At 53.1% G+C, this 18,737-nt stretch carries 15 protein-coding genes and 1 pseudogene; 9 read left to right on the top strand and 7 right to left on the bottom strand.

Features of this window, described 5'->3' with window-relative positions; all coding sequences use genetic code 11:
- Window positions 1-43 precede the first annotated feature (43 nt).
- Window positions 44-925: an AraC family transcriptional regulator gene (locus AC0YOA_RS11515; protein ID WP_475786673.1), complete on the bottom strand. Its 882-nt coding sequence runs from the start codon at window positions 923-925 to the stop codon at window positions 44-46.
- Between the two features lie 160 nt (window positions 926-1,085).
- On the opposite strand from AC0YOA_RS11515, the gene AC0YOA_RS11510 reads away from it, so the two are divergent.
- The 6 genes from AC0YOA_RS11510 to AC0YOA_RS11485 all read left to right on the top strand — a co-directional run bounded on the left by AC0YOA_RS11510 (window position 1,086) and on the right by AC0YOA_RS11485 (window position 9,986).
- Window positions 1,086-2,375 (top strand): Gfo/Idh/MocA family oxidoreductase, encoded by a 1,290-nt coding sequence (locus tag AC0YOA_RS11510; protein WP_475786672.1) that lies wholly within the window; start codon window positions 1,086-1,088, stop codon window positions 2,373-2,375.
- Between the two features lie 29 nt (window positions 2,376-2,404).
- Complete coding sequence (uxaC, locus tag AC0YOA_RS11505) at window positions 2,405-3,811, top strand: glucuronate isomerase (protein ID WP_475786671.1); 1,407 nt, start codon at window positions 2,405-2,407, stop codon at window positions 3,809-3,811.
- A gap of 390 nt (window positions 3,812-4,201) precedes the next feature.
- Window positions 4,202-4,828 carry an SGNH/GDSL hydrolase family protein gene (locus AC0YOA_RS11500; protein WP_475786670.1) on the top strand — a complete coding sequence of 209 codons (627 nt, stop codon included), beginning with the start codon at window positions 4,202-4,204 and terminating at the stop codon, window positions 4,826-4,828.
- A 269-nt stretch (window positions 4,829-5,097) separates the two neighbouring features.
- Window positions 5,098-7,563: an O-antigen ligase family protein gene (locus AC0YOA_RS11495; protein ID WP_475786669.1), complete on the top strand. Its 2,466-nt coding sequence runs from the start codon at window positions 5,098-5,100 to the stop codon at window positions 7,561-7,563.
- A gap of 295 nt (window positions 7,564-7,858) precedes the next feature.
- Window positions 7,859-8,809 carry a DUF1861 family protein gene (locus AC0YOA_RS11490; protein ID WP_475786668.1) on the top strand — a complete coding sequence of 317 codons (951 nt, stop codon included), beginning with the start codon at window positions 7,859-7,861 and terminating at the stop codon, window positions 8,807-8,809.
- A gap of 271 nt (window positions 8,810-9,080) precedes the next feature.
- Window positions 9,081-9,986: an aldo/keto reductase gene (locus AC0YOA_RS11485; RefSeq protein WP_475786667.1), complete on the top strand. Its 906-nt coding sequence runs from the start codon at window positions 9,081-9,083 to the stop codon at window positions 9,984-9,986.
- Window positions 9,987-10,078: 92 nt separating this feature from the next.
- Here AC0YOA_RS11485 and AC0YOA_RS11480 read toward each other — a convergent pair whose 3' ends face one another.
- The 3 genes from AC0YOA_RS11480 to AC0YOA_RS11470 all read right to left on the bottom strand — a co-directional run bounded on the left by AC0YOA_RS11480 (window position 10,079) and on the right by AC0YOA_RS11470 (window position 11,916).
- Window positions 10,079-10,963, bottom strand: a complete 885-nt coding sequence (locus tag AC0YOA_RS11480; protein WP_475786666.1) for an NAD-dependent epimerase/dehydratase family protein — start codon at window positions 10,961-10,963, stop codon at window positions 10,079-10,081.
- An 84-nt stretch (window positions 10,964-11,047) separates the two neighbouring features.
- Window positions 11,048-11,425 carry an MmcQ/YjbR family DNA-binding protein gene (locus AC0YOA_RS11475; protein ID WP_475786665.1) on the bottom strand — a complete coding sequence of 126 codons (378 nt, stop codon included), beginning with the start codon at window positions 11,423-11,425 and terminating at the stop codon, window positions 11,048-11,050.
- 62 nt (window positions 11,426-11,487) lie between these two features.
- Entirely contained in the window at window positions 11,488-11,916 is a 429-nt protein-coding gene (locus AC0YOA_RS11470; protein WP_475786664.1) for a cupin domain-containing protein, read from the bottom strand.
- Between the two features lie 232 nt (window positions 11,917-12,148).
- Here AC0YOA_RS11470 and AC0YOA_RS11465 point away from each other — a divergent pair, with 232 nt between their 5' ends.
- Together AC0YOA_RS11465 and AC0YOA_RS11460 are read left to right on the top strand one after the other, a co-directional pair.
- On the top strand, window positions 12,149-12,796 hold the full coding sequence (locus tag AC0YOA_RS11465) for a PadR family transcriptional regulator (RefSeq protein WP_475786663.1): 648 nt from the start codon (window positions 12,149-12,151) through the stop codon (window positions 12,794-12,796).
- 8 nt (window positions 12,797-12,804) lie between these two features.
- Entirely contained in the window at window positions 12,805-14,643 is a 1,839-nt protein-coding gene (locus AC0YOA_RS11460; RefSeq protein ID WP_475786662.1) for an ABC transporter ATP-binding protein, read from the top strand.
- 180 nt (window positions 14,644-14,823) lie between these two features.
- Here AC0YOA_RS11460 and AC0YOA_RS11455 read toward each other — a convergent pair whose 3' ends face one another.
- Both AC0YOA_RS11455 and AC0YOA_RS11450 read right to left on the bottom strand, forming a co-directional pair.
- A complete protein-coding gene (locus tag AC0YOA_RS11455) occupies window positions 14,824-15,237 on the bottom strand; it encodes an organic hydroperoxide resistance protein (protein ID WP_475786661.1) in 414 nt (137 codons plus the stop codon).
- Window positions 15,238-15,386: 149 nt separating this feature from the next.
- Window positions 15,387-16,052, bottom strand: coding sequence for a fumarylacetoacetate hydrolase family protein (locus tag AC0YOA_RS11450; RefSeq protein WP_475786660.1), 666 nt, complete (start codon window positions 16,050-16,052; stop codon window positions 15,387-15,389).
- 162 nt (window positions 16,053-16,214) lie between these two features.
- Between AC0YOA_RS11450 and AC0YOA_RS11445 the strand changes: the two genes are divergently transcribed.
- Window positions 16,215-17,765 carry an FAD-dependent oxidoreductase gene (locus AC0YOA_RS11445; protein ID WP_475786659.1) on the top strand — a complete coding sequence of 517 codons (1,551 nt, stop codon included), beginning with the start codon at window positions 16,215-16,217 and terminating at the stop codon, window positions 17,763-17,765.
- 151 nt (window positions 17,766-17,916) lie between these two features.
- Here the strand turns inward: AC0YOA_RS11445 and AC0YOA_RS11440 are convergent.
- Window positions 17,917-18,102 (bottom strand): annotated as a pseudogene (locus tag AC0YOA_RS11440) (ATP-binding protein); the annotation flags it as partial.
- Between the last annotated feature and the right edge of the window lie 635 nt (window positions 18,103-18,737).

The raw sequence follows: 18,737 nt of genomic DNA, 5'->3' as shown, positions 1-18,737 counted from the left end.
CCGGCAGCCCATTAACCCGGAAGGGTTTTTAGCCTATACCTCACTAGACCTGCTGCCGCATCGCGTTCATCCGGCTGCCGCTGCGGTAGGCGCGGGGCGAGAGCCCGGCCATTTTCTTGAAGGCTTTGCCGAAATGCGAGAAATTATCGAAGCCGGTTCGAAGCGCGATATCCGTGATTTTCAGATCCGTTTCGCGAAGCAGCCGCTGGGATTCCTTCAAGCGCAGCAGGTTGATATATTCGCTGAAAGCAAACCCTGTCGCGGATTTGAAGGTGCGGCTCAGGTAATAGGAGCTGATGGCGAACTGCTTCGCTACGTTTGTTAAGGACAGCGGCTCCGCATAATGCTCATTGAGAAACTGGACTACCTTGATCATTCGTATGTGCATGGGCGAACCATGGTCAGCGGGCGCAGGCTGGCCGTGATCGCCGCTTTTTGCACGGACGGCAATCAGCAGCAGCTCGATAATGGCGTGGCGCAGGCGGATGGCGCATCCTGTCTCCTGCAGCCGCATTTCGTTTATGATTTCGGCAATGACCCGCTTGAGCTCGGGAAGCTGCTGCGCCGGTAGGGAGACAACGGGATAATCGCGTCTAAAAGTTTCCACCAGTATAGCGGCATCGTGAGGGTAGGTTTGTTCCAGCCATTCATGCTGATAATTGATCACAATTCTTTCGTGGTCGGGCACTCCGGTATCGGAGGTTTTGTGCAGCACCTGCCGGTCTATAAAAACCATATCCCCTGCCTTCACCCGGTAAGCGCGGTCCTTTACGAAGTACATTCGCTCGCCCTCACATAAATAATACAGCTCATAATAAGGGTGGAAGTGGTTTGCGGTCATCGAGAAATGCCCTTTGCGTTTTAAATTATCGATATCCCATCCGCCGGATGGATCCTGAAAGCTGGTTCGTGTGGAGGCACTCATTCGTTTCGCTCACCGCCCGTCTATGTTTCTTCATGATATTATAGCAATAAAAGCGGGGTTAGGGGTGACTTATACATAAACTGCGGTGAAAAATCGTTTTATTTGCGCTAAAGTTAGCTGTGACGAACTCATTCAAATCTAGCATGAAAGCGGTGGCAAAATGGCACAACGTAAAAAATATGTATTAGTCGGCACTGGCGGAAGAGCGGAATTCTTCTATGGAGCGCTTGCCAAGCATTACCGGGCAACTTCGGAGCTGACAGCCTTCTGCGATATTAACGAAACCCGCATGGCTTACGCGAATAAGCTGCTTGTGGACAAATATGATCATCCCGAAGTGCGGACCTACCGCGCCGACGAATTCGAAGAGATGATCGCGCAGGAGCGTCCGGATGCGGTGATTGTTACGACGGTTGACCGCACGCATCACAAATATATTATCCGGGCCATGGAGCTCGGCTGCGATATTGTGACCGAGAAGCCGATGACAGTGGATGAAAACAAGCTTCAGGAAATTCTCGATGCCGTCAAACGCACAGGCCGCAAAATCCGAGTCACCTTCAACTACCGCTATGCACCGCACCATACGAAAGCGCGCGAGCTTATTATGGAGGGGGCCATCGGCCGCGTGAATTCGATCCATTTTGAATGGCTGCTGAACACCCAGCACGGCGCGGATTATTTCCGCCGCTGGCACCGGGACAAGCGCAACAGCGGCGGACTCCTGGTGCACAAATCGACGCATCACTTCGATCTGGTCAATTTCTGGATCGGCTCGGAGCCGAAATCCGTATTCGCTTATGGCGATCTGATGTTCTATGGCCGTGAGAATGCCGAGAACCGCGGCGTGACGGAATTCTATGAGCGCGCGACGGGCAATCCGATCGCCGAGAACGATCCGTTCGCCCTCCAACTCGACAATAACAAGCATCTGAAGGCGATGTATCTGGATGCCGAGCATGAAGACGGCTACCGCCGCGATCAGAGCGTCTTCGGCGACGGGATTTCCATCGAGGATACGATGGGCGTGCTTGTGAAATACAACAGCGGCGCGATTCTGACGTATTCCTTGAATGCTTATCTGCCTTGGGAAGGCTACCGCATCGCATTCAACGGAACCAGAGGACGGCTTGAGATGACCATTGTCGAGAAATCCTATGTCAATTCCGGCGGGGAAAAGTCCCAGGAGGGTGCCGTGGAAGGGATATCGATCACCGTTTATCCCATGTTCGACGCTCCTTATACCGTGAAGGTGGATGAAGGCGAAGGCGGCCATGGCGGCGGCGATCCTGTGCTGCTCAATGATGTATTTGGCGAGCCCGTGCCGGATAAGTTCAATCGTGCCGCGGATCATCGGGACGGCGCGATGTCCATTCTGACGGGGATTGCCGCCAACCGTTCCATACGCACCGGATTGCCGGTTCAAGTGAGCGATCTTGTCAAGTTCTAGGATAACCGTAAGGGAAGGGAGCAGGTAAAATGAAACCGTTTATGGATGATAATTTTCTGCTGAACAGTGAAACGGCAATCGACCTTTACCACAGCTTTGCCAAGGATATGCCAATCATTGATTACCACTGTCATTTGAGCCCGCAGGAAATATACGAGAATAAGACGTTCCGCAATATTACCGATGTATGGCTGTCCGGGGATCATTACAAGTGGCGCGCTTTGAGAAGCAACGGGGTCGAGGAACAGCTGATTACCGGAGATTCCGACGATCGGAGCAAATTCGACGCCTGGGCGGCTACGGTGCCGGTAACACTCGGTAATCCGCTCTATCAATGGTCGCATCTGGAGCTTAGACGGTTCTTCGGCATTGAAGAGCTTATTAATACGGGCAATGCGGAAGCGATCTGGGAGAAAGCGAACGCGCTGCTGACCGGAGGGGGTTACGGCGCCCGCGACTTGATCACACGCTCCAAGGTGAAGGTGATCTGTACGACGGATGACCCGGCGGATTCGCTTGAATACCATATCAAGCTGAAGGAGGACAGCAGCTTCGATACGGTCGTGCTGCCGTCCTTCCGCCCGGACAAAAGTCTGGAGATTAACCGCGCCACCTTCAGGCCGTGGATTGCCAGACTGAGCGAGGCTGTAGGGCAGCCGATCGGCAGCTACGGCGAATTGCTCTCCGCGCTCGAATCGCGGATACAGTTCTTCGATTCGATTGGCTGCAGGGTATCGGACCATGCGCTCGATTATGTGCCATATGCGGATACGACGGAAGGGGAAGCCGCGGAGATTTTCGCCAAAGCGCTGCAAGGTGCGGAAGTGAGCCTCCTGGAGGAGCAAAAATACAAGACGCATACGCTCCTGTTCCTGGGCCGGCAGTACAACAAGCTCGGCTGGGCCATGCAGCTTCATATTAACGCTTCCCGCAACAATAACAGCCTTATGTTCGGCAAGCTGGGGCCGGATACGGGTTACGATTCCATCAACGACAGCCAGGTTGCGTATCCCCTGACCAGACTGCTGGACGCTCTGAATTCGGCGGATGCTCTGCCCAAGACGATTCTGTACTCCCTCGATCCGGTGAATTATCCGGTGCTGGCTACTGTAATGGGCAGCTTTCAGGGCGGCGGCGTTGCGGGTAAAATGCAACTTGGCTCCGCCTGGTGGTATAACGACACGAAGGACGGCATGCTGGTGCAGATGAACACGCTCGCGAACATTGGCTTGCTGAGCCGTTTTGTCGGCATGCTGACGGATTCGCGCAGCTTCCTGTCGTACACGCGTCATGAGTATTTCCGCAGACTGCTGTGCGACATGCTCGGCGACTGGGTGGAGAAGGGCGAAGCTCCCCATGACCGGGAGCTGCTTGGAACCATTGTGCAGGATATTTGCTACAATAACGCGCAGCAGTATTTTGGATTTGCGCAGTAGGGATTTTTGTGAAGACGGCTGTCCGGCGGTTTGCGGGCAGCTGTCTTTTTCACATGGAATGCTGCTGACGAAGAAAGCTTCGCTTGTGCGGCTGAAGTCCGACGCTGACGGGGGCGCGTTAACATTACTCGCTTCTGTGCGCGTCCTGCAGCAGGTTAAGAGTTTATCGAAGCCGCCGTGCTGAAAAGCCTGCCGGTTTACATGCTTTTGCAGCCTGCTTAAAGTTCTCCATACAGAAGCTGCTGCAGGAGCGGGGATGGCGGGCTGGAAGCCGGAAATTCCTTGCTGGAGTCGGCTTCCGTATAGGCAGAAGGCCCATAAGATCGGCTGAAATCCCCCTATCCCGCTGCGGATTATCGCATGTATAATAGTTAACTGGAGGTGTTATTGATGACATTAATCGAAAACAATGCAGTTGTGCTGTTTCAGGGGGACAGCATTACCGATGCAGGACGCAACCGGGAGGATGGAAAAAGTCTGGGCAGCGGCTACGCCAATATTGCTACGGCGCTGTTTACCAGCAAGCACCCGGAGAAACAGGTCCGCTTCCTTAACCGCGGTATCGGAGGCGACCGCGTGGTTGATCTGGAACGCAGGTGGGAGCGGGATTGCCTGGAACTGAAGCCGACCTGGTTGTCGATCTATATCGGGATCAACGATACCTGGCGCCGGTATGACAGGGGCATTCCGATGAGCGCGGAGGAATATGAAACCACCTACCGCAAACTGATCAAGCAGGCGAAGGAGCAGCTGAATGTCAAACTGATCCTGGTAGAGCCGTTCGTGCTTCCGGTCAACGAGGCCCAGAAGACCTGGAGAGAGGATTTGGACCCGAAGATTCAAGTGGTCCGCAAGCTCGCCAACGAGTTCCAAGCCCTGTATGTTCCGCTCGACGGGTTGTTCGCTCAAGCGGGTACACAGACAAGCCCCGCTTATTGGGCGCCGGACGGCGTTCACCCATCGCCTGCGGGGAGCGCGTTGATCGCCCAGGCCTGGCTGAATGCTGTGAAAGCTTAAGAGAACTTATTATCAATGACGTGAATATAAGGCTGGTGTCCGGGAAATCAGGCGCCGGCTTTTTTGTCGTTTTCTTTCGCTTCAAAGGGGAAGATCTTCCTTGATGCATCCTCTGCTCTTCATTTCATTAAAAATTAAATCACCCAAAATTGTAACTTTTTTCTTTTTTTCTCGTCCATATATTTGGAAATGTTATGCGAATCCTGAAAACCGGAATTTATAAATGATAGATGAGTAAAAATCCGCAGTCGTAAAGGAGCTTCACGAAATTGAATACGAAAAAAAAGACACTTCCTCGCGTCCATGAAAAAGAGGCATCGAATACTTCGCTCATTCAGTGGACGATCGTAGCGGCGGTAACGCTTTTCCTGTTTATTTTTCCATTCAGGTACGCTCTGTTTAACGGAGCCGAATTGAATTTTGAAGCGCCTCTGATTGAATTCCTGATGTATTCGTCCGTCATCGTCTTTCTTCTCGGCATTCGCTTTCTCTACAATTGGAGACTGGATGACTACAGGTTTCTGTTGTCCCTGGGAGTGCTCATGCTCCCGCTTATGTATGTGCTGTCTTCCTTCCAGGCGGCTTCCGCCCATAATGCGAAGCTGATGGTTCAGCTTGAATTTATGACCGCGGCTTTCTTTATCGTCGGTCTGTATATGATGGAAAATAAGCTTCACAGGAACATCATGGAAGCGGCCATTCAAATATCCGGCTACACGATTGTCATCTATGGATTCATGAATTGGTTCGGACAGGTGTATTATCCCAATGCACTGTGGCTGGCCGATACCTCTTACCGTCTGACCTCGGTTTTTCAGTATTCCAATTCCTATGCCGCATTTCTTACCGCTCTTTTCCTGGGCGGACTGTTCTCAGCTATCCATACCAGGCAGTGGTACCTGCGGGCAATACATAGTTTCATGCTTGTCCCGATCTGGTTGTCTCTCATGCTGACTTACTCGCGGGCGGCGCTTGTCCTGCTGCCAGTCATCGTCTTGTTCATTCTTCCTTTTCTGAAAATAAGCAGGCAGCTGCTGTATTTGATTTATATGGTTCTGGCTGTTCTGTTTTCTTTCGTGATCCTGAGCCATGTGACGCGAATAGGCACCGATATCTCGGCTATACTGGAGCCCGCCTCCGAGCTTGGGAAGACCATGTCCCTCTGGAATCCTCTCCCCTTAAACGGCTGGAGCTTCGTTCTGGGCATTTCTGTCGTACTTGCAGCACTGATTGTTTTCATTCACCCGCGGTTATCCGGCTTTCTCGAAGCCAAAACCTTCAGGCTGGAAAAGTCCAGGCTGTCTATTGCCGCTGTACCTGCGCTCTTCATCATCCTGGGGACGCTGGCCGTTACTCTTGTTCTTACAAGCAGCGGAATCAGAAGCTTGCTGCCTGTGAGTATCGCGAACCGCCTGGAAAATATCAATTTGCACCAGCACAGCGTCCTGGAGCGCGAGACCTTCTACAGAGATTCATTCAAAATCTCGGCTGACTATCCCATCCTGGGCGGCGGAGGCGGTGCCTGGGCAGCGCTTTACCAGAAGTATCAAAACAATCCGTATGGCAGCCAGCAGACGCACAGCTATTTATTACAAACCATGGTTGAAATCGGCTGGCTGGGGCTCCTCGTTCTGCTCGGATTCCTGATTACCGTTTACGGCCTGTTTATCCGGTCCTATATCAGAAATCCCGGGCTTCGCGGCGGCGGAATCTATTTCTTCATCATTTCCCTGTCCATTCTGGCGCATAGTGTAATCGACTTCGATATGAGCTACATGTTTCTTTCCGTACTTGTGTTCCTGTGCCTGGGCGCCATGCTGGCACCTTATCACAAGACATTTCTCATACCGGCGTGGCAAGCATTTCAAAAGGTCAATTGGCGGTGGGTCTTTCCCTCCTCGATTTCTTTGCTGGCGCTCGTTCTATTCATCGGGGCGTACAGGGAATACGAGGCACGCGCAAGCTTCGATCATTCCTTGAATATGGCAGTCGCAGAGAGGAAGCCGCTTAATGAGCTGCTCACCTACATCGACCGGGCGATTGCGATTTCACCGGAGCATCCCGATTATACGCTGCTCAAGATAGACTGGATGAAGCAGGCGTTCAGCTCAACCCGGGATGAGCAGTACCTGCAGGAGCAGGGACGGCTGATCACTCAGTTAAAATCCTATTCTCCTTACGACTATAAGTTATTGAGAGAAGAATACCAATATTACAAAAGCATAGGAGACAATGACCGTGCCTTGAGGACGATCGACGAAGGTCTGGACAGGTTCCCGTGGGATATGTATTTCTATGAAGCGGGGATGATGGAGTATTATTTGTCCGGGATGAACGGGAAGCAGACGGATGAACAGGCGGCAAATGCCATGTGGGATCACTCTTTTGCCTTGTATCGGGAAGTGCTGGACCGGATCGAACGCCTCAAATCGCTTCCGGAAGGACAGCTTCAGGGCAATGAGTTTATTGTTACCCCGACGATGAGGCTGGCTCTGGGCCAAATTTATTACAACCGGCATGATTATGAGCAGGCCATTAATATGCTGAAGGAGGATATTAATGGTAATTTTGAAGATCCGATCATACGCTCCGGGGTTCATGCCTATCTATCCGCTCTTGAAGCTGCAGGACGGAAGGATGAGGCCTTGCAGGCTAAATTAGTGGAGGCCGAGGAGAAGGCCAAGGCTGAGCAAGAGTTAATGGAACAACAGAAGATTGCGGCAATAGAGAGCTAGTCGCAATGAGGTCCCCTTCTGCCGGAGCATACGAGAGACATTTCATAAGCATGCTGCCGATAAAAGATCGGAACGACGGAACCCATTCGGGTATATGATAAAGCATCGAATATTTCTGATGGAAAGCACTGCCTGCCCAGTGAGGATGCGCCTTTCGTTTTTCTGGGCAATCCAGCGTCCGTTGTCCAGCCGCCTGAGTGTAGCAATGAAGAGGGCATAGAACGCTTGATTAATGGTTTCATCATTGAAAGTAGCATCTCGGTTAATCGTAAACGGTTACGGAGGGACGGGACGTATGCTGCTACAACAAACGAAGGTTCAAACCTGCAGGGACCTGCTGCAGCAATTTGGTAATCATGAGCCTGCAACGGGCGGAGAGCGGATCCGCTTCGAAGGTATCGGGGGCCGGGATGTGTATAACATATCGGCTGCTTTTGCCGACCGGGAAAGTCTCGTTATCGCAGGGCGAGTGGAAGGACGCAGCACGGAATTTTCGGAGGTTATTTTTTTTCGCAAGGAAGGCGAGGTCTGGAAGCCCCATCCGGATTATCCGGTTTATGAGCTGCAGGATCCCTTTTTTACACGAATCAAAGGGGAACTGATCTTCGGCGGTGTACGGGTTATTGCCGATCCGCTGCATCCGCACTGCATCGTGGCTTGGGTGACGGAGTTCTATCGCGGTGCGGATACCGCCGGCCTGCGGCATTTTCTCAGCGGTCCATACCATATGAAGGATATTCGTCTGATCGAGCTTGCGGATGGAGAAATCGGTGTGCTGACCCGTCCCCAGGGGTACAAAGGCGGCAGAGGACAGATCGGCTTCGTCAAAGTCGGCCGGCTCGAAGATGTAACCGCTTATCTGATTGGCGAGGCTCCCGTATTCGAGGATCAGTTTGCCGGTACGCAGTGGGGCGGCGCCAATGAGGCGCATCTGCTGGCCAATGGCCTTGTCGGTGTACTCGGTCATATCGCCTCTTTCGATGAGGAGGATGGCAGCCGCCATTACTATGCCATGACCTTTGCCTTCAACCCGGACACCCTTGAGAAGACACCGATGAAAATCATTGCCCGGCGGGGGAGCTTCCCCGCAGGCCCCGCCAAGCGCCCCGATCTTGCCGATGTCATCTTCAGCGGCGGACTGGTGCGCAGGGAAGGCGGGTTGGCGGATCTCTATGTGGGAGCGGGGGATGCCGCAGCGTACAGGATTGAAATCGCGGATCCTTTTCTGGAATACGAGCAGTTGTAAGCTGCGGCGGGTCAGGACGGCATCTGCCCTGCCCTGAATCAGCAGACCGGTTAAGACAGCTATTCATCCATTCATGCGCTTGATGTGTTTTATCCATGTTGAACGATTTCCGCGATGCGATGACCCGTAAGACTCATCTGAAAGCCCCTTTTCCTCAGTCGGAAAAAGGGGCTTATTCCGGGAATAATCCGGACAAGGATTGTTCATGGCACTTGGACAAGGGTATAATGTAAGGGTATTCAAGATCCGAATCAAAGGAGGAATACCGACAATGGAAAAAGCATTGCTTGGCCGGACGGGCCTGCAGGTGACGAAGCTTGGTTTTGGAGCCATGGAGATTCGCGGTCCCCGGGTATGGAACGGACGCCACGTAGCCGATGAGGATTCCGAGCGTATTCTGAACGCTGTGCTGGATGCCGGCATTAACTTCATTGATACCGCATACGACTACGGCAGGAGCGAGGAGCTGATCGGCAAGTATATCAGCCATCGCCGGAATGAGTATTTCCTTGCAACCAAATGCGGATGCACCTTGGTGGACAAGGGTGATCACGACGAGACGCCTCATGTCTGGACACGCGATAATATCCTTCATAATATTGAGACCAGCCTGAAACGGATGAAAACGGACTATGTCGATCTGCTGCAGCTGCACGGGCCGACAGTGGAGCAGACGGAAGAGGGCGGACTCGTCGAGGCATTGAAGGAAATCCAGGCCTCGGGCAAAGTCCGCTGGATCGGTATTTCATCCTATTTGCCCCATCTACCGGCCTACATAGATACCGGTGCGTTCGACACCTTCCAGATTCCATATTCCGCCCTGGAGCGTGAGCATGAGAATCTTATTGCCAAGGCAGGCAAAGCTGGCGCGGGCATTATTATACGCGGCGGCGTAGGACAGGGCGAGCCTGGAGCTGGACGCGGTTCCCAGGACCGCTGGTCGGCATGGGAAGCGGCGAAGCTGGACGAGCTTCTCGAAGAAGGAGAGAGCCGGACAGGCTTCCTGCTGCGTTTTACTTTGTCCCACCCGCAGCTCTCGACAACGATTGTAGGCACTAAGAATCCGGAGCATCTGAAGGAGAATCTGCGTTTTGCCCAGCAGGGTCCGCTTGCGGGTGATGTCTATGAGGAAGCGAAGAAACGTTTGACTGAGGTAGGGCAGGCCGCGAAGGTTTAAGCGGAATGGATGACGGTCCGGCAGCGCCGTATATATAGGAGAAATAACCGGTCTAAACACAGGATTAATGTGTCTGGCCGGTTATTTTTTGTCTATTTTGCCTGCCCGGCAGCAATCTCCCGGATCAAATTCGGCATCCAGCTGCGGAGCTGCTGGAACGAAAAGCCGGCAGCCTCGGCTTTGGCCGTGTCCATATACCAGGGCTGGGGGATGCCAAAGGGCGACATATGCATGTTATCAGTCTCGCTCAGGATATTCGCCTCTTTGCCCGCGGCCTGCGATATAAGCGTCATGATTTGTCCAGGGGACAGCTCCCCTTGCGAGCAGGCGTTGACCGGCCCTTCCAGATTGGAACGGCCAAGCCAGGCGAGAAAGGAGGCAGCCTCATCCGAGTTGATGAACGACATTTGCGCATTCAGGTTTGGTATTCCGACGGGCAGCCCCTGCTCAACATGCTCAATGTGAAAATGCAGCCGCCGCGTGTAATCATCATGTCCCAAAACAATGGGGAAACGTACAGCCGCCACCGGAAACGGCGCTTTTTGCAGCAATACCGCTTCAACCAGCCGTTTTCCTTCAGCATAGTCCGCGTTCGCAGGAGAGGGCTCCGGAACAGGATAGGTGTAGGGGTCAAAATCACTCTCTTTTTTTCCGGGTTCTCCGAACGGATACACACTTAATGACGAAGTTACGATATATCTTCCTGTGCGCCCGGCAAACAGATTCACAGCTTCCTCCGCCTCTTGCGGCGTGAAGCAAATGTTGTCGTAAACAACATCATATTCCGAGGTACCCAGTACAGCGCGCAGAGCAGCCGGGTCTGTACGATCAGCTTGGAGCCGCTTCACCGAGCTGCCGAATGAATCGGGAGTAAGCCCTCTTGTTACGATGGTCAGGTCGACCTGATCATGGATCAACTGTTCCACTAACTTTTTGCCGAAAAATCGTGTTCCGCCCAAAATAAGCGCTTTTTTCATCGTCGACACCTCCTGTAATCAAATTTAACCATGCAGCCAGTCGTTTATATAGATATATCGTTCAGCCCATCATGACTCAGAAGGTTATATCGATTCCTCTTCCATCACTTGCTTGAACAGCCGCTTGGGCGCGGCGCGCAAATAAGCTTCCTTCAACTGAATGCCCATCTCTTCCCAGTCCTCGGGATTGCTGATGGATACCCAGCCGTGATGGCCGATATAGGGAGGCCTCGTGAAACGCTCCTGCTGGATCAGAATCTCCTGATTCTCCAGATCCGACTTGAAGGTGATCCCGTAGTCGCTCATGATGATAAACGATTTGTTGGCTACCTTGAACGTCGTATGCCCATGCCCATCGATCAACTCGGCGACCTCAGGCAGCACCTTGCAGATCTTGCGCACCTGCTCAAGCATTCTTACTCCCCCAGGCGTTTTCATCCCGCTCAAATCATGCTTCATCATAGCCCTCCTCGTATAATTGCTGCTCCCACTCCTAATACATGCTGCCATATCTGCGACCCGTCCTACTCAAGCAATTCGGAACCGTACCGTTCGAATAGCTGCTTCATGGATTCCGGATCCCGCTTGTCTGCAGCGTGGATGGCATCAATCAGCCCACTAATCTGTGCGGTCATGACAATGAGGTAACGGGCAGGCTCAGGTCTTGGATTCCAATAAGTGTGCGCTGTCCCACGCGGGACCATGACAGCGTCATTGGCGGAGGCCACAATCGCCGCATCGCCAATCTGGAAGCCGAGCGTGCCTTCGAGGATGTACCACGCTTCATTGTCGTAATGATGCAGATGGAGCGGAGCGATGAGCTGCGGCTGGGTCATGTCTGGCGAAGTGCCTGAAGCTGTCCACTCGGCAAGCACCAGATTGGAGCCGGATGGCGCCAGAGCTTGTCCGGCAAGAGGTGCAGCAAGGAAGTCGAATTCAGAAGAATGGGACAAATAAATGCCTCCTTTAGAGCGATCTATGAAAAATCTGTGAGCTTTCTGGCAGTTTGTTGTGCAGCAGATCATCATGAACCACTTTCTAACTATAATTTACCAGAGAAGGTGAACGAACTCTACCCGTTTGCCGGCCGGCATTGTAATTAATGTCGTTATTGACACAATACGATATATCGTTTATTTTTATATTACGATATATCGTATTCGCTAACAAGGGAGAGATTGAACGATGCGGAATGAGCGGTTTAATCATTTTTTTGAACATAGGGGCAGGAGATACGAAGAGCATGAGGGGCGTGGAGGCAGGGAGGATGGCGGCGAAGGCCGTTTCCGCAGCTCCAAACGGTATTTTGGCCGGGGAGGCGTCAAATATGCGCTGCTCCAGCTGCTTACGAAGGAGCCGATGCATGGCTATCAGATGATGAAAGCTCTGGAGGAGCAATCCGGCGGCTTGTATATTCCGAGTGCAGGATCGATTTATCCTACCCTTCAGATGCTTGAGGACCGCGAGCTGATCGCGGCAGCGGAGAGCGGCGGCAAGAAGGTGTACCGGATTACGGAGGAAGGCCGCACGATGCTCAGCGAAAGCCCCGAGCCGGAGCGGGGCGCATGCGGCAAGGGCCGGGAAGGCGAAAGAGGGGAGCGGCACAGGGGAGAAGAAGAGGATCTGCACCGGCATGAGCGGTTCCGCAGAAAGCTGGGTCTAAGTATAGAATCGTATGAAGTGCTGCGGCAGCTGATGAGGGCGGAACGATCCGCAGCCGGCAGTGAGGCGAGGCAGCATGAGCTCGCCGGATTGGTTGCAGACATGAATAATCTGTTAAAAGCTTATCTGGACTCTGGCGCGACAGATGCCGGGCCCGCCGATACGGAGTGATGGAAAGAATGGACAATCTGGCAAGACGACGAATAAGCTTGCAGCCTGCCAAACCGAATCCCGGCAGCATCTGGAGCATGTATAAACGGATGTTTTTCCATATTCGCGGTCAGCGTGGGCTTATCCTTGTGGCCTTCTTCTCGATCCTGGCCGTTTCCCTGCTGGCTTTTGTAATTCCGCAGATTACGCAGTATACCATTGACCACGTCATTCCCGGCAAGCATTATATGACGCTGGTATGGATTGCATTGGGTATCCTGGCCGCCGCTATCCTGCAGGGAATCTTTAATTATTTGAGCGGCATGGCGATGGCTTCTATCGGCCAGAAGGCCGTACTTGATTTGCGTCAGCAGCTGTACCGGCATTTACAATCGCTGGATGTCGGCTTCTTCGACCGCAGCCGGACCGGAGATCTGATGTCGCGCGTAACCAGCGATGTAGGGATGCTGCAGCAGCTGGTATCGTCCGGCATGATGTCGATCGTAACGGATTTGTTCACCTTTGTGGCTGTTCTTGCCTATATGCTGTGGGTGGATTGGCAGCTGACCGTCATCATTATGATTACCTTCCCTGTGATGATTCTGACGACGCGGTTCTTCTCCAAACGGATTCGCGCCGCATCCAAACGGATTCAGGAGTCGGTTGCCGAGGTGACCAATCATCTGCAGGATACCCTGTCCTCCATTCGGCTGATGAAGGCCTTCTCCACGGAGGACTACGAAACGGAGCGCTTCGCCGTTCGTACCCAGGCGAATATGGGGGCGAATCTGGCCGCCGTGAAGCTGCGTTCGGTCTATGAGCCGATAATCGACATGATCAACTTCGTCGGGATGGCGGCCGTCCTGATTTATGGGGCCAAGCAAACGATGGACGGGGCTTTGACCGTAGGGAATGTCGTTGCTTTTCTCGCGTATCTGCGGCTCCTGCAAAATCCGGTCCGCCGCTTCAGCCGGACGCTGAATACCATTCAGCAATCGGCGGCAGCTTACGAGCGGATAGTGGAAATTCTGGAGACGAAGTCCCAGGTGGTGGAGGTAGATCATGCCCGGGAGCTTGACCGCGTTCATGGCCATGTCCTGTTCGACGATGTAAGCTTTGCCTACCAAACAGGTCCGAAGGTGCTGGAGCATTTTAATTTCGAGCTGCTGCCCGGCAAAGTTACCGCCATCGTCGGTTCCTCGGGAGCGGGCAAATCCACCATCACCCATCTGATCACCCGTTTCTATGATCCGCAGCATGGGAGCATCAGCATTGACGGGCATCCGCTGACACAGCTTAGCCTGAGCTCGCTGCGGCGCCAAATGGGAATTGTTTCCCAGGATATCGTCCTGCTGAACGGGAGCATTCGCGACAACATGGTGTACGGGAAGCCGGAAGCGACATCGGCCCAGATCGAAGCGGCTGCACGCGCCGCCAACGCCCATGACTTCATCATGTCGTTCCCGCAGGGCTATGATTCGCAGATCGGGGAACGGGGAGTGAAGCTCTCCGGCGGCCAGAAACAGCGATTGTCCATCGCCCGGGCGATTCTGAAGGATCCCCGGCTCATTATTCTCGATGAAGCGACCTCCTCGCTTGATACGGAATCGGAGAAGGCCATTCAGGACGCGCTGGAGCATCTGCTGGAGAACCGCACGTCACTTGTCATTGCCCATCGTTTATCAACCATTCAGCGGGCAGACCGGATCTATGTCCTGGACAAAGGAAAGGTCGTCGAGGTGGGCACGCATCAATCGCTGCTGGAGCAGGGCGGCCGATACAAACAGCTCTATGAGCTGCAGTTTCCGCAGAAAGAGGAGCCGCAGCAGCCTGTGGAGCACCGAGGCAGGAAATTATCCCGGACATGATAGGATAGCCGGACCGGTGGTGTCGTTATAAGAGAACCTTCTGCGGAAAAGCGTTCTGCTGCAGGGCTGATTATATAGCATGCGGTATTACTGCTGTAAGCTCAAAAGAAAGGCTGTATCCTCTGGCGGGTCGATTACCCGCTTGAGGATACAGCCTTTTGTCAGCTGCCGCGTATAAGATCAGGCTTGTGCCGCTCCAACTTTAAGCTCCACATCAATATTGCCGCGTGTAGCCTTGGAGTAAGGGCACATTTGATGCGCCGCTTCCGCAAGCTCCATCGTCTGCTTCTCATCGAGACCCGGAACAGTCACGGTAAGAACGGCGGAGAGCTTGAAGCCGTCATCGTCCTTGTGAAGCCGGACAGTTGCGGTAACCTCCGATTTCTCCGTTTCGATCCCCTTGCCCTTGGCAATGGCTTTCAACGCGCTGTGGTAGCAGGCCGAAAATCCGGCTGCAAACAGCTGCTCCGGATTCGTTCCTTCAGCACCTTCCTTGGGCTGAGTGGTTTTCAAATTCAAATGACCATCGGAGGAGCGGACAACGCCTTCCCGGCCTCCGCGTGATGTGACATGCGCAGTGTAGATAACGCTCATAGTAATTCCTCTCCTTTCATTATGTAAGCACGCTTCTATATTACCCTACTTGTCCGTTGTGCAAACCTTTGAGCCGCACTCTTCATATTTATTTAATATCCTGAATTAATCATGGAATTAAGATCTTTTCTTTACATCGGATTAACAGTTTATTGGTTTAGAAATTTAACTTCAAAGGAACCCAAGGTTTGCTCCCCGCCTGCAGCAGCAGAGTCCAATCCAGTGAGCCTCAGCTCCACCGAATCTCCATCATGGATAGCGCTGACGCCGGCTGGCGTACCGGTATAAATAATATCCCCCGCATCCAGTCCATAGGTACCGCCGATATAGGTAACCAATTGCTCCACAGAGAAGGTCATGTCATTCGGGTTGCCCGTTTGGACGGCTTGTCCATTGATATGGAGACTGAAGCGCAGAGCTGCGATTTGCTCCAGACTGGAGACGCTGTGGAATTCGGAAAGAATAGCGGAGCCTTTAAAGCCTTTGGCCAGCAGCCAGGGATGCTGGTTGGCTTTTAAACGGGACTGCACGTCTCTTGCCGTCCAGTCGATGCCAAGGGCGATACCGTCAATTAGCTCGCCAACAGGCTTGCCTGGGTCGTAAGCCGAAGAGATCCGGAGCACCAGCTCGGCTTCATAATCGATAATGCCGATATGGCCGGGCAGCTCAGTCGTTCCATGGGCCGGTCGAAGGGCATGCGTCGGTTTGGAGAAGAGGATGGGCTCTTTCGGCACATCATTGCCCAGCTCCTTGGCGTGAAGGGAATAATTGCGCCCCACACAATAAATATTGCGAATCCAGTCAAACTCAGACATGGTTCATTCTCTCCTTTGCATAAACACGATTTGTTTCATTATACCTTAAGGAGAGGTTGTTTTCATCGCAATATCCGCCATCTTTACATAAAAGAGGTTAATTCTGTAAACCCTATCCGCGAACAATAGAGTGGGGATGCCCATAGACCGGAGTGATGACAGATGTTAATTACAAACAAGCCATTAAGAGAGCTTCCGCAGCTACCCGAATCGTATTGGCGCCATTCCGTACAGCTTCCCGATTACCCGAAGCTGGAAGAAGATACATCGACGGATACCGTCGTTATTGGCGGGGGAATCGCAGGAATAACGACCGCTTACCGGTTGGCTGAGGCAGGCGTCAACGTGGTGCTGCTTGAAGCGGATTCCCTTCTTGGCGGAACCACCGGGCATACGACAGCCAAGCTGACCGCCCAGCATGATCTGATCTACGCTCAATTGATCAAGGATCTGGGCGAGGACCAGGCCAGATTATATTATGAAGCCAACCGCGACGCTCTCGATTTTGTCAGGCATACGATCAAGTCGCTGGACATAGATTGCGGCTATTCCGAGCAGGATGCATACCTCTATGCGCAAACGGTCGATACGCTGACCAAGCTGCATGACGAAGCCGAGGCGTATGCCAAGCTGGATATTCCCGGCGGATATATTGACAAGATACCGCTCGATGTGCCGACCCATGGCGCCATTGTGATGCATAATCAGGCTCAGTTCCATCCCCTGCAGTACTTGAGCGCTCTGCTTCCCCGTATCACAGAGGCGGGGGGACGCATTTATGAGCATACCACGGCGGTGGATGTGGAGAATGGAGAGGAGCCTGTTGTCATCACCAAAGACGGGCATCGGGTGAAAGCATCCCATGTGGTCGTTTGCTCGCATTATCCGTTTATCGACCGGCATGGTTTTTATTTTGCCCGGCTGCATGCCCAGCGTTCCTATGTACTTGGAGTACGCATGGCGGATGAGGAACCATTCCCGGAGGGCATGTATCTGAGCGCCGACGATCCGAAGCGCTCAATCCGTACGGCGTCTACGATGAATGGTGAGAAGCTGGTTCTGATCGGCGGGGAAAACCATAAGACGGGACAGGGTCTGTGCACGATCCAGTATTATGAAGCATTGAGGGATTATGCGGTAAGGCATTTCAACGTGGCCTCGATACCGTACCGCTGGTCCGCCCAGGATTTGCTGACTCTCGACAAGGTTCCGTATGTGGGAGCTGTCACCTCAGGCATGCCTAATGTCCAGCTTGCCAGCGGCTTTGGCAAATGGGGAATGACCGGCGGAACGGCTGCGGCGATGATGCTGAGCGACAGCATCGTCGGGCGCGGCAATCCCTATCTGGAGCTGTATACGCCTCAGCGTTTTCACGCCCGTGCCAGCATGAAGAACGTGATATCGGAGAATGCGAACGTGGCCAAGTACTTGATCGCCGGAAAGCTGGAAATGGTGCATAAGCATGTCGAAGAGCTCGCGCAGGGGGAAGGCGGAGTCGTATCGTTCAATGGAAAGCGCGCAGGCGCCTACAAGGATCCTGACGGGATACTTCATCTGGTTGATACAACCTGCACCCACATGGGCTGCGAGCTGGATTGGAACAATGGCGACCGAAGCTGGGATTGCCCCTGCCACGGCTCGAGATTCTCCTATGACGGAGAGGTTATTGAAGGACCGGCGACCAAAGCGCTTAAAAAGCTTGGCTCCGATTAAGGATTAAATCATACCGCGGGGGTTTAACCGCTGCGCCCGGGCAATATCAACTTGTCATTACCCGGCCTGCATCACAGGTTCTTGACTTCAACCCGGGTCAAGAACCTTATGTTATAACAAAAGGCTTGGAATCTTTCCGCAGCATCTGCATTTACTGCTGGATGACCGGAAAAGTAACATCAAATTCGGATCCATGACCGATGCGGCTGCGTACGGTTATTTCCCCGCCGTGCGCCTCCACAATGGATTGCAAGATGGAGAGCCCCAGACCCGCTCCGCCGTAATTGCGCGCCCTCGAATGATCGCTGCGGTAGAACCGCTCAAACAGCCTTGAAAGATGATCCTCATGGTACGATCACCCTCATGAATCAAATCACTTTCCCTTTGGCAATCACTCCCCCGTTCGCGGCTGTTCTTCCCCAATTTACGTCTTTGCCGGGATAGAATATACTATAGGGTGAAACCTATCAAAGTTGTTCATTCAATAGGCCCCCATTTTCTAATAAGGAAAAACAAACCAATCTCCAAAGAAAACTTTATCCGCACAAAGGTTCATAAACCCGTCTCATTCCCGCCAACGTTATGATGGGACGAAGTCCAAAAGGCGGCACAGGAGCGGTAAATGGAAGTGTGTCCCGAAAGGGACGGAAACGATCCATGCTGGTTGCAGCTAACAAGCGATTCTCTGTAACACAGACGTTATGCCATTCCGGGTGTCCAGAGGGCCGGGGCCCTTGGGGTCCCTCCTCAGGAGGGATTTAGGGAGGGAAACAATCATAAACGCATCTCACTCCCGCCAACGTTATGATGGGACGAAGTCCACCGGGCGGCACAGGAGCGGTAAATGGAAGTGTGTCCCGGAAGGGACGGAAACGATCCATGCTGGTTGCAGCTAACAAGCGATTCTCTGTAACACAGACGTTATGCCATTCCGGGTGTCCAGAGGGCCGGGGCCCTTGGGGTCCCTCCTCA

It is taken from the genome of Paenibacillus sp. JT22N12 (assembly GCF_056269365.1).
Note: the sequence above shows the minus strand (reverse complement) of the source record. Positions and strands in the feature narration are given on the sequence as shown.

What these genes read in the sequence shown, in the direction of transcription:
- AC0YOA_RS11480 (WP_475786666.1), bottom strand. Translation starts at nt 10,963, where the DNA reads ATGAAAAAAGCGCTTATTTTGGGCGGAACACGATTTTTCGGCAAAAAG.
- AC0YOA_RS11490 (WP_475786668.1), top strand. Translation starts at nt 7,859, where the DNA reads ATGCTGCTACAACAAACGAAGGTTCAAACCTGCAGGGACCTGCTGCAG.
- AC0YOA_RS11485 (WP_475786667.1), top strand. Translation starts at nt 9,081, where the DNA reads ATGGAAAAAGCATTGCTTGGCCGGACGGGCCTGCAGGTGACGAAGCTT.
- AC0YOA_RS11475 (WP_475786665.1), bottom strand. Translation starts at nt 11,425, where the DNA reads ATGATGAAGCATGATTTGAGCGGGATGAAAACGCCTGGGGGAGTAAGA.
- uxaC (WP_475786671.1), top strand. Translation starts at nt 2,405, where the DNA reads ATGAAACCGTTTATGGATGATAATTTTCTGCTGAACAGTGAAACGGCA.
- AC0YOA_RS11500 (WP_475786670.1), top strand. Translation starts at nt 4,202, where the DNA reads ATGACATTAATCGAAAACAATGCAGTTGTGCTGTTTCAGGGGGACAGC.
- AC0YOA_RS11510 (WP_475786672.1), top strand. Translation starts at nt 1,086, where the DNA reads ATGGCACAACGTAAAAAATATGTATTAGTCGGCACTGGCGGAAGAGCG.
- AC0YOA_RS11455 (WP_475786661.1), bottom strand. Translation starts at nt 15,237, where the DNA reads ATGAGCGTTATCTACACTGCGCATGTCACATCACGCGGAGGCCGGGAA.
- AC0YOA_RS11460 (WP_475786662.1), top strand. Translation starts at nt 12,805, where the DNA reads ATGGACAATCTGGCAAGACGACGAATAAGCTTGCAGCCTGCCAAACCG.
- AC0YOA_RS11465 (WP_475786663.1), top strand. Translation starts at nt 12,149, where the DNA reads ATGCGGAATGAGCGGTTTAATCATTTTTTTGAACATAGGGGCAGGAGA.
- AC0YOA_RS11450 (WP_475786660.1), bottom strand. Translation starts at nt 16,052, where the DNA reads ATGTCTGAGTTTGACTGGATTCGCAATATTTATTGTGTGGGGCGCAAT.
- AC0YOA_RS11515 (WP_475786673.1), bottom strand. Translation starts at nt 925, where the DNA reads ATGAGTGCCTCCACACGAACCAGCTTTCAGGATCCATCCGGCGGATGG.
- AC0YOA_RS11445 (WP_475786659.1), top strand. Translation starts at nt 16,215, where the DNA reads ATGTTAATTACAAACAAGCCATTAAGAGAGCTTCCGCAGCTACCCGAA.